The organism is Paenibacillus sp. V4I3 (assembly GCF_030817215.1).
Classification (GTDB): Bacteria; Bacillota; Bacilli; order Paenibacillales; family NBRC-103111; genus Paenibacillus_E.
On record NZ_JAUSZA010000001.1, the window covers coordinates 5,707,536 to 5,723,184 of the forward strand.

Sequence of the window (15,649 nt, forward strand, 5' to 3'; positions counted from 1 at the left end):
ACCTATCTAGCTAACAGGAAGGCGCCTCCAACTAAGAAGAGCAGCCCTAACCATTGCGATGATGTAAACGTTTCCTTTAATACCAACCAACCGAACAACGCGCCTAGTACATACGCAATCGATTGGAGCGGGTAAACACGACTTAGATCAAATCGGCTAAGAGCATAGAACCATATCAACGTAGAAATGCCATAAAGTAAGCATCCCACGAGTATATAAGGCTGCATCAGTACGGTTCCTAAATTATCTATCCCTGTTAATGGCGTTCGATTGAGCGCTATTTTCCATACAATTTGACCACACACCAGTAAGCATACATTTAGGAGTACTATGAGAATCGGAGCCGTCATCAGGATCATTCAGACCCCTTTCCTCGTAATTGTTCCTGCAGCAGCGCAACTTCCTGAATCAATCGGGTTAATTTGCGATGAAGCTTAGAAATAACTAGTGTCAAATGCATGATAAATACAAGTGAGAATAACAATCCCACCAGAAAAAGCAACGAAGGCGCGTAGTAGATATGCATTCTGTGCGATACCAGATCCAATAAGCTTGGAAATACACTAAACAATGCCATGATAAATCCTAGTACTAGCCAGAGAATGGCGTACTGCTCCTGTAGTTTTTGCCTACGAATAAGCTCTACGGAAATGAAAATAAACACCAAACAAAAAGAGATTGCCCAAACATACACATCCACGAATCATCAACTCACATTACGAATTCTTGTCATACATACTGCTAGAGATACTTTAACCATATAGTAAAGCGATTTCACAGGGGTAATGGACGATTGCCCCGCTTTCCTCGCATGCATTAAAACAGATACTTCTTTCACTCTGAATTGCTGCCTTTCCAGTAAAACTACAGCCTCTACCTCCGGATAATCCTCTGGGTAATAGCTGGCAAAAAGCTCTATTATGGGACGGTTCACCGCTCTAAAGCCCGATGTAGGGTCAGTGAAGGTCTTACCAATCATCCAACTAATCATCCAGGTAAAAAAGAGAATGCCTAATCTTCGGTTCCAAGCTGAACGATAAGCGGTCATCTCCAGAAATCGAGAACCGATGCAGCAATCAACATGCCCAGTCAAAATTGGCTCCATAATTTGAGTCAGCGCTTTTGGATCATGTTGACCATCTGCGTCGATCTGAATAGCGATATCATAGCCATTCCTTGCTGCGTACATGTATCCCGTTTGCATAGCGCCTCCGATGCCTAAATTAACAGGTAAATCGATTACAGCCACACGCTGTAACGCACGGGCAACCGCTGAGGTACGATCCGTTGAACCATCATTGACGATGACAATATCCATTTCAGGCTGCTCCCGTTTTATGGAAACCACCACGCTTGCTAGCGTTTTTTCTTCGTTATAAGCCGGAATGATGGCAAGTGTCTTCATTAGGTCATTCCTTCCCTCGCTAAGATCATCCATTCTTAACCATTTCTATTCCCAAGCATACCCGCTTCTCCATCTGGTTAAACCAAATGGCAAGAACGCTAATGGATAGGGCCCGACTTAAAGAGACAAACTAAGAGGAAAACTTTGCTTGGAAAGGAAGGATATTCTTATCTCACAAGCCAGAACAAACAGTGGCTTTCGTTTCGGAATATTTATTCGATTTTTACCACAAAAAAAAAGAATGGGGTTTGGATCCTATCCTCCCCATCATCGAAGTATCTATTATACGATCAACACTTCCTTCATTTTCGATTAAGAAAAAGCCAAACTCCATTTGGACTCTGACGAAACACGACTATATAATGTGATGAAAGTAGAGTTAGAGCTTCATGTGAATATTCAAGTTAAACTTGATGGCGTGGGGGTCATTAAGTAATTGGGAAGTTTCTATCCTTGGGTCGATAGCGTATGTACGTTCAACTTCATTTTGCTGATTTTGTTTATCTTGAAGTTCTTGCCATTGATTTGGCTGAATTCCAAGCTGACTCATGACGTGATTAATATCGATTTCTCTCACGATTCCAACACCCCATCCACGGTTTTTCTCTTTCTTTTTGTCTACACTTTACTTTATCGGTCATTCTGCCATCTGTAAATATGGACATATTGTCGAATCGCCTAAAAAATCAATAAACCTTTTATTAAGTTCAATTAATGAATTAAGTTGAAATTCGACAAAAAAGACAAAAGAGCTGTTTCGCGGCTCTTTTGTCTTTTCATGGACATTTTCAACTATTGTACTTGCCCATTCGACGACGCTCTAGATGAAACAAATTCGCTCGCCCAATCTACCATACCATTCATTAATGTCAGTATAAGATTAACCGCATCTTTCTCTGTTAATGTACCATTGGACTGACTGCTTACATATTGGGACGTTTTTTGTTCTAATTTTTCAACGAGATCCTTAATTTTCAATAAATCATTGGCTAAGTCCGTTACTTGTTGACCGTTCGCGTCACCTTGACCAGCCTTTTTATTTTGATTTTGATCTTGACCCTGTGCCTGTTGATTAGAGTCAGAGGTTTGCTGGTCACTGCTGCTATTATTAAATTGTTGCTGCCCTTGGCTTCCTTGTGTGCTTTGTGAGCTGTTAATCAACATCTTCTTTACTTGCTCTAGCTCGATGAGCACCATATCATTTTGTTTGGTTAGTTCATCCATTTGCAGCTTGAGATCCTGTGTTTTAATCATGTTGTCAGACAGCTCCTTCCATTATTTCACAGCACCGCATGCAATTCGTTTCCCCGAATTACCGGATGGATCCGTCTTCAGATCATCTTCTTTCTCATGGATGACCAGACTAGTCCCCCCTTGCTTCAACAATGAATTAGGCTTGTCTTGAAGCAGCACTGCAGACTTTGTAATGGCATTGAACTTCCCATTTCCCTGTGCATCCACAACCAAATTAGGGAGATCCCCTACATGGAAACCTTTAGGATTGTGAAAACCATGTTCCTTCTTAAATGGATTGAAGTGGGCTCCTGCCGATTCAAAGCTAGGGGCTTCACAGATTGCTTTTTCGTGAAAGTGTAAGCCATGATTTCCTGGTGTCAGCCCGCTAACTTGGAGATCAATTTGAACGCCATCCTGAACAGATGTTAAATGGGCAGTCCCTATGGGTTGGCCGCTCGAACCGATTAATGAAACTTGCAGCTCTGATGGTGGTGATGCGGCTTCTGTCGCTACAGTGCTCTTCACACTTTGACAAGCGGTAAGTACAAGCAACCCCAGACTGGCAGTCATGATGATCTTAATTGATTTCATACAATATTATCCTCCCGAAAACTTGGCTTTTACATAATCTACCCTTAGGATGCACAACTGCATTACACTGTAACCGCATTAAAAGAACAAATTTTTCATAATTAGCGTTATATAGCAAAAAGCCCGCAATCTCTCGATTGCAGACTTAATTCGTTTCATTATCTCCTTATAGAATCGTCATGAGTTTCGCAATGATCTGTAGATTCTCTAGCTTCCTTTTGTAGAAATGGAACTCAACCTTCGTATGCTCGACGGCGTCTTCCATCCTCAAAACTTGCTGCTGTAAATCTTTGGTGTATGGCCACATCTCCGCTTGCCGGTGAAGCTCGTTTTTCCCCGTAACCATTCCGTCCCCAATTACTTCACATTCTTTGGCTAGAAGCTGATGCTTTGCCCAGGCTAATTCCGATACCGCATCCACATAGATGGCTTCTGCTTGTTTAAGTAATTCCGGTACAAGCTGTAACTCCAAAATAACATCCGACCGATTCATTCGGATTCCTCCTAAGAGTTTTCGTAAGAAAACTAACTTCGTAAGCATAAGCTCAGCTTAACAAATCATGAACTTTTGCTGCTTCGCCTCATGTATATTCATATAAAAAATAAAACATGCTTAATCGTGCTATCTGGTGAAAACAAAGCATTTTCTCACAGGAAACGACTTATATTGCTATAGGAATTCAACAAGGAATGACAAACTGATTAAGGTTATATTAAATCTATCAAATCCCCCATTCTCCTACTTGTTTAGCCTGCTAGAAGGAGCTAAGATGATACTATACGTATCAGAGGAGGTGACCAAAAATGAGCCAAGAGGAAGAAGTTGTATCCCAAAATGAAGAAGAAATCGCCCCAGAGTCCACCGAAGAAGTGGTGAACGAAGAGGCGTCTGAAGAAGTTGCAGAAGCTACCCAAGAAGCTGCTGCTGCGGAAGAAAGCACGGAATCCGAAGAGGAATAATCATTTTTATTATATATTCCCCCCAGCCTTCTGGTTGGGGGTTTATTGGTGTTTGGAAGACAGTAAAAAAGTTGTTAATTTTTTTTATTTGCATGTATAAATAAACTGAACATTCAAATAATACTGGTGTACCAAAAAAAAGGAGATGATTATGAATGGCTAGAAACAACACTTTAGTCGTACAACAAGCAAAGGCAGCATTGGATCAACTGAAGTATGAAGTCGCTCAGGAAATTGGTGTCCCTCTCTCCCCTACTGGTTACAACGGTAATTTGGCAACACGTGATGCTGGTGCAATTGGTGGCAACATCACGAAGCGATTAGTGCAAATAGCTGAGCAACAACTTTCCAGCTTCAAACGCTAATCCTTTGATGTAGGAGCAAGCAAAAAAGACTGATTCACTCGATCCTCCTTAGAGTGAAAATCAGTCTTTTCTTTTTTCCCTTCGAAATAATCATGTATTCCTTCAATTTCCTCACCAGTTTCCACGGAAGTATTCTATTCTGAAAATAGTTCTAGTATGATTATGTTGTCCGTTATCCGATAAAGGAGTGTTTACCATGACTGAACAATATGAAATATTCCGTGATCCCTATCGCATGCTAATTCTTTTGGCCACATTAGTTAGTGAGCAAAAAGGCGAAAAAGCTCTCCAATTTGACAATGTACCTTATTTCGAGAATGATACATTTCTCATCCAGAACGAAAAGTTTGTATACAAAAAAATCCCCACCGAAATCACTTGGTTTCAATTCTTAGGAAGAGACATTGCCTGCAATAAAGACTATACCCGCGAAGAATATAACAAAATGTTCGTTGATTGCCTTGCTTCTCTATACAACATCACCTAATACATACACGGAGGCTGTAAAGTGCAGCCTCTTTCTAATGCAAAGAGAACAAAAAAACGCCATCTATCGGAATCATCCGACTAGAATAGCGTTCACGTTGAACCATTATTTCTTTTTCACTTCTTCTACAAACACGTCGCTTGCGTCACGATTACTCCCAAGCTCGAGGATCGTATATTTCTTCTCGCCAATCATGATGACATCTTCGACTTCTGGAAGTGGATCCCCTAAATATACGGTGCCTAAATATACATTACTGCTCTTCAAACGTAAATTCCATCGATGCTGTTGTTTCGTCATTTCCTTGTTCCTCCCAAGATCTACTGTCATCAAGTTACCATAAATCAAGCCAAGATGAAAGCCCCACTATCAAACAAGCTCCTAAGTATGGTACAGTAGTATTAAGATTGTCCGGAAAGGTTGAACACTACTATGACAGCACAAGGTGTCTCAAAGGAAGAACTTTCTATCCTGCTCCCAAAAAATAACGAGACATTTCACGGTTCACTGGCGAACATATCCTACATTCCCAGGTCCAAAAAGAAACGAGCGACGTATCCGTTTTTCCAAAAGCTGTTCCGTTATTGGCGTAAATAAGAATGATAACCATGTGTTGACAATCACATAAATCCTTGGTATATTACTAATTGTCTTCCAAAAACGACTTGTTAGCTCAGCTGGGAGAGCACTATCTTGACAGGGTAGGGGTCAGTGGTTCGAGCCCACTACAGGTCATCAATTTTTCAAACGAAAAAAAGCCCAAGTTGGGCTTTTTTTCTATTTTATTATTTTTCGCCCTAGGACACAAAGGGTAATTATTTACCAAGGTAATTCTATCATTTGCATGATCAATAGGATGCATGGGAGATTTAATCGTATATGTCGTTGACAACCAAATCTTCGGATTCCGTTATACGAAACTAAAGATTGTCGATAGAAAAAGGTACATCGAAACGCCTTCACGACTGCTCCTCACTCACCACAACTGAATCTCGAATCTGTTCAAAAGAAACTGGCGTATAATCCCAGTGCTCCACACTCACATTAAAGTAATGGCGTCCCTCATATTTCTGGCTGTGAATGTGGCCGTGTACATTGACGTAGGGCATTTGTTTGTTCATATACATTGGCTCATGGGATAGGAAAAAGAAATTCTTAAAAATGATCGGATACTCACTAACTTCGTCAAAACCGACTTCAAGCCACCAGGTTCTCGACCTTCCCCGATCGTGATTGCCTAAGATGAGGATTTTGTAACCATTTAACTCCGAAACAATGGCTTTGGTTCGCTCTTTATTCAAAAAGGAAAAATCCCCTAGATGAAAGACTTTGTCCTCTTTTTTGACGACAGCGTTCCATTTGGCAATCATGGTCGCGTTCATTTCGTCTGTATCAGCGAAAGGCCTAGCTTCGAAATCAATAATGGATGAATGACCAAAGTGATGGTCCGAAATAAAATAAGTATTAGCCATCGTATCCCACTCCTCTTCTACTTCTTAAACTTCCACTGTCCTTCCACCATAAAGACCATATCACGGTACTTACAGGCAAAGCCCAAAGAAACGGGGCATAGCCGACATAAGCTAGCACCGGTACGTCTACTATTGTTCCACAGACGATGGCAAGCATGTTCCACGGAATCATTGCAGCTAGAATGAGGCTTGAATCAGCCACAACTCTGGCAAGTTGACTGCGAGGAAATCGCTTTTCCCAAAAAGGCAGTAAGTTCCGCCCTGTCATCATAATTGGCAATGTTTGCGTACAAGAAACAAGCCCAAGCCCTAGGCCAAACAATGATGTACGTACAGTCGCAGAAAGGAGTGAAGCGGATGTTTCCCCTAGCAGCTTTTGCATATAAGTCTCTAGGATACGATACTTTTCTAAAATGCCACTGTAAGCACCTGCGAGTGCGATAAGAGCAATCAGTTCGATCATGTTAGAAAGCCCTTTGGTTTGCAGCGAATTAAATAAGCTAGATTGGTAGCCGAACCACATATCGTGCAACCACTCATTCCAAGTCATTTGTTGCAAGCTCATGCCAATTAGGATGGCACAAGCAATCGATAAGAGGAAGCCATTTCTTGTTTTGAACCTTAAAAGGATTGAAATCAATAAAATAAGTACTGGCAGCAGGAGCCACAAGCTGTATCTAAATCCCGAAGCAAACTGCTGATTGTGTAAGGTGATGTCACTATGATGCCATTCTCCACTAAAATCGCAAACTAAGAAAAACCCAAGCGCGACACCTATCGCACCTATAGTTGTGGGTAGTAATGCTTTAAAAAGGACCTGCATGGAAACGCCTGTTGAAGAAGCCACAAGTCTGTTTGCACTGGAAAATGGTGAAGTCCGATCACCAACGAAAGCACCCGACACGAGTGCACCAGCAACCATCGGAAGCGGGATTTGCAGCAGCAGCCCCAGACCAATTAATGGGATACCCACTGAACTTAGCGTTCCCGTAGATGTGCCCAGAACCATAGAGATGCAAACGGAAAGTACAAATGAAAATGTTAGAAAAAAACTAGGATCAATGATACTCATGCCCAAATCAATCATAAATGGGATCGTACCGCTCATTGTCCATGTAGGGATAACCACGCCAACTAGGGCAAGAATCCAAATGACCTCTTTGGTGTGTTTGACACCTTCCCACATGCTTTTTAGGATGCCCCGAAAGGTTGTTCCCGTTCGCCAAATGAGGGCCCCCAAGATCAAAAGCCCCAATGAAAATCCAATCACTAAAGGAATATGTAGAAAATATGCGGCAGAAAGCCCTATAATCGTTATCGTGAGTACTGCACTAAGTTGTCTAATTGTTAACATCGTTTAGGCTAACATCCCTTGAATGGTTCGTTTGGTTTCACGAATTGCTTCCTGCAGCGGCTTCGTCTCCCCTTGATACGGGTGAACAGACCCAAAGGTATGGTTGCCCTCAGGAATTCTAACCCATGCAATGGCGGCATTTTGCTCAACAAGCCTCTTTGAACCTCGGATTCCTCTCTCTCCATCTTCCGTTCCCTGGATAAGGGCGATTGGGAATTTAGCACCGCTAATCCTACCTACAATATCGAAGCGCTCACGATTATGCTCCATATCTTCTAAAATTTCGAGGTCCAGCGGCATGTTTTGCTTCGTGCGCCCGTTCATCGTGTACGTTCGCCCTGCTGCCCGCATCTCCGCTTTATTTTCCTCTGTAAACAAATCGACATTCGCAATCCCGTTCCAGCTAATCACACCGGCAATGTGTTCAGGATGATCAAGCGCATAGATCAAGCACACTGCCGCACCCCTGCTATGGCCTAAAAGAAGAATGGGTTTCGGAGTGGCTGAGCCTTCACGGTTACGAATATCATTCACAACAGCATGCAAATCTTCTAAATCTTTGGAATAAGTTTCTCGAGCAAACTTCTCAAGCTCCGTGAACTCAAGTAAGTCCGGGCCCACGCCGTTGTGAGAAAAATTAATCGAAATCACATCAACCTCTTCGGCTAACGCCTGTGCCACATGCGGGAACATCCCCCAATCCTTGAAACCTTTATACCCGTGACAAATAATTAATGTCCCTCTAGCCGGCTGTGATACCGCTTCGTAAAAGTCCCCTCTCACAACACGATCTGTTTCTTTACATAGTTCAAACGGTTTACCCGCGCTTGGTTTCATTCGTATTACCATCCTTTCTAAATCGTGTTCTAAACGCTGCATACTTCTGTTATTTTATCACAAATCTAAATAGGACAGCTTTAGCAGGACTACTGTTCATAAATTTAAGACATTTAGTAAAAACTTGATTATGTGCTTATTAAACTGAATGAGGAGGAAGCTAACCTATGCATCCACTCCGAGCAAACAGCTTGCTCCGAAAGCTGTTTTACACGCTGTTGTTTTACAAGCCTATTAACAGCGGCAACAAGTATCAACACACAGGCTCACGGCGGTATGCCACAGATTGAAGAAACCGCGAGTTCTGGGAAGTTCCAGCTGGTTGTTAAAGTTTCACCTCATGCCGCTTATCAAACTGATGCTATATTTGTAGATAAAAAATTACAACGAGAGCTAGATGATGGAGGGATAGGTACACCATTCGTCGCCCCCCTCCCCCCGGATACCACGCTTTCCTTTGACAAAAAAGGTGTGCAACAACGCTATGGTGTCACCCCGAATGGTGAAGTGATAGATCTCTCAGCGGGACTTACGTTGAATATATCAAGCACCGCTCAAGAAACGCTGCGCTCGCAAGTTCAAGTAGTTAGAGCCAGGCACTATGGCGAAATACTTCCCTGGGAGGAGGCGAGTGAAGTCCTCCCCAAATACAGTAAATTCACCATCGTAGACGTGGAGAGCGGTCTCAGCTTTGAGGGGCAGCGCCGCGCGGGCTCCCATCATGCGGATGTACAGCCGCTGACCAAATCCGACTCCGCGACGCTCAAAACCATCTACGGCGGCGCCTGGAGCTGGGACCGCAAAGCGGTCCTCGTGAAGCTGAACGGCCGCACGCTGGCCGGGTCCATGCACGGCATGCCGCATGGGGGTGATGGTATACCGGGAAATGACTTCAACGGTCATTTCTGTATTCACTTCCTCGGGAGCGTGACGCACGGCTCCCGCTCCGTTGACCCGGCGCACCAGGTCATGGTGCACCGAGCGGCAGGCTTGCTGACGGACTACATCAGCAAGCTCTCGCCCTGGGCGCTGATCGACGTGTGGATCAGCGCGGCGAACCAAGGTGACCTGCAGCTGCTGCAGGTCACTACAGGGCAAGAGCAGGCGCTGCATGTGCGAAGCATGCGACGCCTGTCTAAGCTCCCGGAGCGGGACGTGTCCCAGCTCCTGCAGCTCGACACCGCGGTTGACATTTCGGCTACGCCGGTACGTCCTTCCGCGGTTGCGAACAGGCGAGTGCTCTTTCGCCTCGAAAGAGCTTCGCTCGATGAGCGCTGGTATATCCGCAGCGCTGTCATTCAATAATAAAGCCCGGCATCTCAGAGCTAGTCGAGAGATGCCGGGCTTATAATCTTTATTTCACGGTAATTTTACCCTTCATGAAATTCTTATGAGGTTCACAGAAGTACGTATACTCACCTGCCTTAGCAAACGTAACACTTTCCGATTCACCCATCGCCAAAAGCGCTGTTTGGAAACTGCCATCATCAGCGACAGCATTGTGATTCACTTTATCCTTATTCGTAAAGATAACAGTGGAGCCTGCTTCAACGGTGATATCCCCTTCTTTGAATGCAAAGCCCTCAATATTCACATAATACGTTTTAGCCACCTCTTGTCCGGATCCGGAAGTCCCTCCGCTAACGAGATTTACTGTCCGCGTTGTTTCATCATACAAGACCCTAATCCCGAAAACTTCAGCCAAAAAACGGGAGTGAACGAAGGTTGAACTGTTAATTAACTGAGCAGGACCGACCATGGAAACTTTGGCGCCGTCCACATTGGCTTCAGAGGATCCGATCATGAGCTTAACGGTTTTTGTGTCCTTCTTAACGGTTACTGTTTGTGTAGCGGCATCATAGCCTACTTCTGATCCAATGCCTTCTGCAAAGGCACGATACGGTACAAACAAGGAGTTATCAATGAGGTAGGACTCATCGAGCTGCAAGGGTTTACCATTCAAAGTGAGCTTCATATCCGACTTTACCTGCTGTTGTACCGCTGCTTTCATACTCATTTCAGCCGCCATGCTATCATGCCCAGGCTCATGTTCATTAGCCGAAACCGATAAGATGCTTGTAGTGAGCAAACCGAAACCGAGAACAACCGCGAATAAACTTTTTTTCATATAAAAAATCCTCCTTTGAATTTGTACATCTACTCTATAGAGTAAACGTATCAATGGAGGATTCGGTTTACTTTCGGGCGATTATTGTTCTGGTTGACCCGAAACTCTGCGCAGCTCATTGGCAAGTCGATGAAATTCTTCCCTAGCAGCAGTGGATGACGTCGCCTCATATCCGGCCGAAAGGAAGGGTATAATCACATTGGCATCTTTAGGAGACAGAGGATACGACACGGGTGGCTCAGGTGGTGCTATCGTATTCCACCAACCTTCATTTCCATACGATTCATCGTAATCCACACCAATCCCATGCTCAACCACATCGTTCAAGTATTGATAAATATTTATGAAACTGGACTTTTTACCACCACTCCAAGCATACGTCTGCCAAAAATGAGAGCAAGCTCCAGCGTTCCAGACGGCTTCCATCACGGAATAAGAACCATATACACCAGTCGTATACTCGGGTGTCGCCTCACTTGCTGCCCGGATATAGGCAATAACGGTTGGCATTTGAGCACTTGAGGCATCAAAGTCGACAGCAAAGTAAATACAGCTGCCAGGTGGTTGGCCCAGATTATGAGCAACCTGCACAGCTGTTGCCCCATCAGCCAATCCAGCGCTTCTTCCTCCGAGAGCTCGGTTAGCGGTTGTTTCGAAAACAGATACGATTTGCAGTCCTGCCTCGCTGATCGTGTCCGCTTCGCTTTTGGTTAACGCCTTGTAACCACTCGGAACGAGATATCTGGCTACAAACAAGTAGCCATCTTTGACGAAAGCAGCGGCAGTTTGCGCCGTTAAAGGCGTTGAACAATCAAAACCTTTGGTCACTTTCTATCACCTAATTTCTACTAGTTTCATACAGAATATGCGTAACGAGGGTTGAACGCTACAAGGACAAGTTGAAAGCCTAACCAGGTAAATACAAAAAAGGCTCTTTCCCCTTAAGAAAGAACCCGTACTTCATCTATGATGTCATTCATCTTCTTTTGTTCCAAACCTTTTTGCATTCCTAGCACGCGCACGTTCGATTTCAACCTCACGATTACGGGGCTCAGCGTTGGTTACCAGCGAGTCCAACAGATTCCGAGCAATTATACTAACCTCCTTGACAGCTTGATTAAACGCCGCCTCATTCGCTTTTGAAGGCTCAGTAAAGCCTGAGATCTTTCTCACAAATTGCAGCGAGGCCGCCTGAATTTCATCATTGGTAGCCAAAGGATCAAAATTGAATAATGTTTTAATATTTCGGCACATAACTTTCTCCTTTTGAATCGTTATAAAATTAATTTTACAATAACATCCGAAAATAAGCACACTATCCAATCATCGCTGCAGATAACCATCGCTCCTGACTCATTTTACTCGATTTTATAAAATAACGAATAAAGGCCGACGAATATCGTCAGCCTCTATCCTTTTTCATCTATGCATGCTTGGTATTATTGATAACCGCGGGACGATGAACCATATGAATTGGCATAATTCGTTTGTTGTTGAGGTTGCATCATATTTTGAGACTGAAAGCTGCTTTGAGCTGTTTGTTCAAGCTGTCTGCACAGCTGGGAAACTTGTTGTAATTGTTGAATAGCCATTTGGTGGCCTTGCAGCGCAGATTGAATGATTTGGACGGCTTTTTGTTCCCGTTGTGCTAGCTCTTCAAGTCTCATTGCATTTTGCTGCTCTTGTTGAAGCATCTGTTGATACATCTGCGAGGATTGTTGCGTTTGGTTTATAAGTTGTGCAATGATACCTTGCGTTTGTTGAAATTGGTTATTGATATTTTGGTCTTGATACATTGTAAATCCTCCTCATATTTTGGGTCTTAAGCTTCTACTAAATCGGGTCTTTTGATTTGTAGAGGCGGGGGGACAAGCCAGCCCTTTTCTTTGCTTAGTCGAAGAGCTTTTAATCCGATGGCAGCTTTGGTGACATGGTACTTTACAAAAAGAGCACCTACATCTTCACGAATAGACTTGCCCATTACCTGACTGCAAGTGATCAGACCTGCCGCCAAATCTGCCGATACCATAGCTGCGATCTCGGGATCAGTGAATCTTGCTCCGATAGGTATCTCCTCTAATTTCGCTTTTGGGCGGTCAGGATGTACCGGATGAGGAACGATACCATTACTATTAAGAATTTCGTCGCACTCTCTGACTTCTAACTCGGCTTGGTTGATGACATCTCCGATGATCTCTTTTAAGTCTTTATCTCCAGCATGATAGCTCAAGGCTCTATAACCCGAAATACATCCCTTTGCTGCCATGGAGAACTGCCAAACATCATAAACCTCCCCGTAATGCAAGGGCTCGTCTTTGGGTTTCCCACTTAAAATCCCCATCCAAACCTCTCCTTTCTTATCTTACCTTTAGCAACCTTGTATAAGATTTCTCATCGGAGTGACTTTTATTCCCACAAAAACAAAAAACCTGATTTCTCAGGTTTTCATCGATTACTGTATAGGTTGTTTCGTGCCTATTAAGGACTGGTTAAACCACTCACTCTTTTGAACAATTCCTTATTGCATTGATATAACTCTCTAAAGATTGCGTACTGCTCTTCATAGACGGATCTGTTCTTCAAAATAGGCGCAATCGGTCTCTCCGCTTGCTTCACCACGATCTCACACGCTTCCTCTATAGATGCATATACACCTGCCCCTACTCCTGCCATCATGGCCGCACCAATGCTGGCCTGCTCTTTCATAACGGATGGATATAACTCACAAGTTAGCACATCTGCAAGTATTTGCAGCCATAAAGCACTTTTTGCTCCACCACCAGCCATTACGATTCGGTCAACTCTCACACCCAATGCTACCAATACCTCCAACCCATCGCGCAGCGCAAAAGCCACTCCCTCCATCACAGCCCGAACCAGATGTGCTTCATTGTGCTTCAGCGTTAAACCGAACATGGCGCCTCTAGCAAAAGGGTCCATATGCGGGGTTCGCTCGCCTGTTAAGTAGGGCAGGAAAATAAGACCTTCTGAGCCTGGGGGAACATGAGCAGCGCTTTCATCGAGTGACCTGACGTCCTTATTTTTGAGAATGTTCTCTGTTAGCCATCTATGTGATAGGCCAGCATTCAGCATCGCCGCCATCAAATACCATTTGCCTGGTGCTGCGTGGGTAAAGGTATGTGTTCGCAGCAAGGAATCATAGGTAGGCGTATCTACAGGGACAAACCATTGTCCTCCTGTGCCCAACGTACACGAAGCTTGCCCCTGATGTAAAATCCCATTACCAATAGCCTGCATGGGCTGGTCTGCGCCGCCAAAGACGACAACAGTACCTGCTGGAATGGCACAATCGTTTGCTGCCTCAGTTGTCAGCGTTCCTGCAACCTCCCAAGGCTCACGTACGGTTGGCAGCAGTTCCGGATCAATTCCAAGCTGCCCCAACAGTTCACTTGACCAACACTTATTGGCTACATCATAAGCTAATGTGCCTGATGCATCCGTTGACTCGGTTCCTACTTCGCCGGTTAGCCTGTACCTGATATAATCCTTCGGCAGCATGACTTTCCAAATCTTCTCATATGTATCCGGTTCATTCTGCTTTAACCACAACAGCGATAAAAGCAGAAAGCCAGTCGCAGCCCGGTTCTGTACTAGCTTGCCAAGCTGCTCGATAGAATACATCGCCTCAAGCTGTTCTTTCTGTTCAATTGAGCGCTGATCACACCAAATAATCGCAGGCCTAAGCACCTGTCCATCCGTCCCGATTGCAACAAGCCCATGCATCTGTCCAGATAAGCCAATAGCGTAACGGTCGCTGTTACCTGCGCCTGCTTGCCTGACAGATTCAGACAAGGTTTGTCGTACTGCTTCCCACCATAGCTGAGGCTCTTGCTCCGCATAGCCGACCAAGGGCGAATGAATGTCATAGCTTTGTTGAGATAAGCCTACCATCCGTCCCGCAGGGTCCATGGCAGCTGTCTTCACACTAGAAGTCCCTAGATCTATTCCGAGCAGTGTTATCATTCTATATCCCACCCATTTCTTAAGCGTTCATCCTGTTTTTGCTGTCCAATATGCTCATATTCTATGTGTCCCATTATCGTGCATGAACAATTCTTCGACACTCGAGGTCACTGTCCCTTTAGGAGAATTGGATAAGCATGCAATACTTCGGACAAAATGTAAAAAAGCCTCTCCAATTCATCGTGAAGAGATGAAATCGAGAGGCTTATTTGATGTTATAAAATAATAAAAACCCTTATACGAAGGGTTTCCGTGCTATGGGCCCAGAGGGACTCGAACCCCCGACCAATCGGTTATGAGCCGACCGCTCTAACCAACTGATTTAATTAGCCTATATTTTCGTAGTTTAATGTGTTCTAAAAACACTGTAATATCGCCGTTCCTTCTATTATAAGAGTAATGTGTTCTTACAAGTTCGTGCACATTTTTGTGCACAAGATATAATTATTGAATAATCCCCTCACCTTTACGTATAATAAGAACAAACATTCGTATATGGTGGTGAGGCATATGTATGGTCAAACTCAAATTGAAACATCAAAATATGTCGCTCAATACATTAAAGACAGGTATGGCAAAGACATCTCTCCGGAAGAACTTTATCATAAACTTCCTTGGCATGAAATTGTATGGCAAAAGTTTTTCGCCTATGCATTTTATAAAGTGAAGGATTATTATTTTAGTTGGGACGAAGTACCTGAACCAGTGGAAGGAATGTATGCGAAAATTATTTCAAAGGAGATTCTCGAAAATTATCAATATCGTGGCGGCAAGTGGTGGGATATCGGATCAGCTACGGCAAGCTGTTGGAAGTAAACAAAAATCATTAA

At 43.9% G+C, this 15,649-nt stretch carries 23 protein-coding genes and 1 tRNA gene; 7 read left to right on the forward strand and 17 right to left on the reverse strand.

What is annotated here, in order from left to right:
- Positions 1-2 precede the first annotated feature (2 nt).
- The 7 genes from QFZ77_RS26515 to QFZ77_RS26545 all read right to left on the reverse strand — a co-directional run bounded on the left by QFZ77_RS26515 (position 3) and on the right by QFZ77_RS26545 (position 3,725).
- Positions 3-359 (reverse strand): EamA family transporter, encoded by a 357-nt coding sequence (locus QFZ77_RS26515; protein ID WP_307443986.1) that lies wholly within the window; start codon positions 357-359, stop codon positions 3-5.
- On the reverse strand, positions 356-700 hold the full coding sequence (locus tag QFZ77_RS26520) for a DUF2304 domain-containing protein (RefSeq protein ID WP_307443988.1): 345 nt from the start codon (positions 698-700) through the stop codon (positions 356-358). The genes QFZ77_RS26515 and QFZ77_RS26520 overlap by 4 nt, the downstream gene beginning before the upstream one ends.
- A 6-nt stretch (positions 701-706) precedes the next feature.
- Positions 707-1,405, reverse strand: coding sequence for a glycosyltransferase family 2 protein (locus tag QFZ77_RS26525; RefSeq protein WP_307443991.1), 699 nt, complete (start codon positions 1,403-1,405; stop codon positions 707-709).
- A 379-nt stretch (positions 1,406-1,784) separates the two neighbouring features.
- Entirely contained in the window at positions 1,785-1,982 is a 198-nt protein-coding gene (locus QFZ77_RS26530) for a hypothetical protein (protein WP_307443993.1), read from the reverse strand.
- Between the two features lie 215 nt (positions 1,983-2,197).
- On the reverse strand, positions 2,198-2,659 hold the full coding sequence (locus QFZ77_RS26535) for a hypothetical protein (RefSeq protein WP_307443995.1): 462 nt from the start codon (positions 2,657-2,659) through the stop codon (positions 2,198-2,200).
- A gap of 21 nt (positions 2,660-2,680) precedes the next feature.
- Positions 2,681-3,232: a superoxide dismutase family protein gene (locus tag QFZ77_RS26540; RefSeq protein ID WP_307443997.1), complete on the reverse strand. Its 552-nt coding sequence runs from the start codon at positions 3,230-3,232 to the stop codon at positions 2,681-2,683.
- 166 nt (positions 3,233-3,398) lie between these two features.
- Positions 3,399-3,725, reverse strand: a complete 327-nt coding sequence (locus tag QFZ77_RS26545) for a hypothetical protein (RefSeq protein ID WP_047672455.1) — start codon at positions 3,723-3,725, stop codon at positions 3,399-3,401.
- Positions 3,726-4,036: 311 nt separating this feature from the next.
- Here QFZ77_RS26545 and QFZ77_RS26550 point away from each other — a divergent pair, with 311 nt between their 5' ends.
- The 3 genes from QFZ77_RS26550 to QFZ77_RS26560 all read left to right on the forward strand — a co-directional run bounded on the left by QFZ77_RS26550 (position 4,037) and on the right by QFZ77_RS26560 (position 5,044).
- Positions 4,037-4,192, forward strand: a complete 156-nt coding sequence (locus tag QFZ77_RS26550) for a hypothetical protein (protein WP_307444001.1) — start codon at positions 4,037-4,039, stop codon at positions 4,190-4,192.
- Between the two features lie 155 nt (positions 4,193-4,347).
- Entirely contained in the window at positions 4,348-4,557 is a 210-nt protein-coding gene (locus QFZ77_RS26555; RefSeq protein WP_029196083.1) for an alpha/beta-type small acid-soluble spore protein, read from the forward strand.
- A 196-nt stretch (positions 4,558-4,753) separates the two neighbouring features.
- Positions 4,754-5,044 (forward strand): hypothetical protein, encoded by a 291-nt coding sequence (locus QFZ77_RS26560; protein WP_171648541.1) that lies wholly within the window; start codon positions 4,754-4,756, stop codon positions 5,042-5,044.
- A gap of 105 nt (positions 5,045-5,149) precedes the next feature.
- Here the strand turns inward: QFZ77_RS26560 and QFZ77_RS26565 are convergent, their stop codons facing one another.
- On the reverse strand, positions 5,150-5,344 hold the full coding sequence (locus QFZ77_RS26565; RefSeq protein ID WP_029196081.1) for a hypothetical protein: 195 nt from the start codon (positions 5,342-5,344) through the stop codon (positions 5,150-5,152).
- A gap of 362 nt (positions 5,345-5,706) precedes the next feature.
- Here QFZ77_RS26565 and QFZ77_RS26570 point away from each other — a divergent pair.
- Positions 5,707-5,779, forward strand: a tRNA-Val gene (locus QFZ77_RS26570).
- 224 nt (positions 5,780-6,003) lie between these two features.
- On the opposite strand, the gene QFZ77_RS26575 is transcribed toward QFZ77_RS26570, so the two are convergent.
- The 3 genes from QFZ77_RS26575 to QFZ77_RS26585 are packed head-to-tail and all read right to left on the reverse strand — an operon-like array spanning position 6,004 to position 8,707.
- A complete protein-coding gene (locus QFZ77_RS26575; RefSeq protein ID WP_307444009.1) occupies positions 6,004-6,516 on the reverse strand; it encodes a metallophosphoesterase in 513 nt (170 codons plus the stop codon).
- A complete protein-coding gene (locus QFZ77_RS26580) occupies positions 6,509-7,870 on the reverse strand; it encodes a Na+/H+ antiporter NhaC family protein (RefSeq protein WP_307444011.1) in 1,362 nt (453 codons plus the stop codon). Before QFZ77_RS26580 ends, QFZ77_RS26575 begins: the two co-directional genes overlap by 8 nt.
- Positions 7,871-7,873: 3 nt before the next feature.
- Positions 7,874-8,707: an alpha/beta hydrolase family protein gene (locus QFZ77_RS26585; protein WP_307444014.1), complete on the reverse strand. Its 834-nt coding sequence runs from the start codon at positions 8,705-8,707 to the stop codon at positions 7,874-7,876.
- A gap of 167 nt (positions 8,708-8,874) precedes the next feature.
- On the opposite strand from QFZ77_RS26585, the gene QFZ77_RS26590 reads away from it, so the two are divergent.
- Together QFZ77_RS26590 and QFZ77_RS26595 are read left to right on the forward strand one after the other, a co-directional pair.
- Positions 8,875-8,997 carry a hypothetical protein gene (locus QFZ77_RS26590; RefSeq protein WP_307444016.1) on the forward strand — a complete coding sequence of 41 codons (123 nt, stop codon included), beginning with the start codon at positions 8,875-8,877 and terminating at the stop codon, positions 8,995-8,997.
- A complete protein-coding gene (locus tag QFZ77_RS26595) occupies positions 8,984-10,012 on the forward strand; it encodes a hypothetical protein (protein ID WP_307444018.1) in 1,029 nt (342 codons plus the stop codon). Before QFZ77_RS26590 ends, QFZ77_RS26595 begins: the two co-directional genes overlap by 14 nt.
- A gap of 49 nt (positions 10,013-10,061) precedes the next feature.
- On the opposite strand, the gene QFZ77_RS26600 is transcribed toward QFZ77_RS26595, so the two are convergent.
- From QFZ77_RS26600 to xylB, 6 genes are all read right to left on the reverse strand, one after another.
- Positions 10,062-10,835 carry a stalk domain-containing protein gene (locus tag QFZ77_RS26600; protein ID WP_307444020.1) on the reverse strand — a complete coding sequence of 258 codons (774 nt, stop codon included), beginning with the start codon at positions 10,833-10,835 and terminating at the stop codon, positions 10,062-10,064.
- An 81-nt stretch (positions 10,836-10,916) separates the two neighbouring features.
- A complete protein-coding gene (locus tag QFZ77_RS26605) occupies positions 10,917-11,663 on the reverse strand; it encodes a DUF1906 domain-containing protein (protein ID WP_307444023.1) in 747 nt (248 codons plus the stop codon).
- Between the two features lie 144 nt (positions 11,664-11,807).
- Positions 11,808-12,089 (reverse strand): DUF2277 domain-containing protein, encoded by a 282-nt coding sequence (locus QFZ77_RS26610; RefSeq protein ID WP_307444024.1) that lies wholly within the window; start codon positions 12,087-12,089, stop codon positions 11,808-11,810.
- Positions 12,090-12,274: 185 nt separating this feature from the next.
- Positions 12,275-12,631 carry a hypothetical protein gene (locus QFZ77_RS26615; RefSeq protein ID WP_307444026.1) on the reverse strand — a complete coding sequence of 119 codons (357 nt, stop codon included), beginning with the start codon at positions 12,629-12,631 and terminating at the stop codon, positions 12,275-12,277.
- Positions 12,632-12,657: 26 nt separating this feature from the next.
- Positions 12,658-13,176, reverse strand: coding sequence for a DUF3231 family protein (locus tag QFZ77_RS26620; RefSeq protein ID WP_307444029.1), 519 nt, complete (start codon positions 13,174-13,176; stop codon positions 12,658-12,660).
- Positions 13,177-13,313: 137 nt separating this feature from the next.
- Positions 13,314-14,819, reverse strand: a complete 1,506-nt coding sequence (gene xylB, locus QFZ77_RS26625) for a xylulokinase (protein ID WP_307444031.1) — start codon at positions 14,817-14,819, stop codon at positions 13,314-13,316.
- 510 nt (positions 14,820-15,329) lie between these two features.
- On the opposite strand from xylB, the gene QFZ77_RS26630 reads away from it, so the two are divergent.
- A complete protein-coding gene (locus QFZ77_RS26630) occupies positions 15,330-15,635 on the forward strand; it encodes a hypothetical protein (protein WP_307444035.1) in 306 nt (101 codons plus the stop codon).
- The last annotated feature ends 14 nt before the right edge of the window (positions 15,636-15,649 follow it).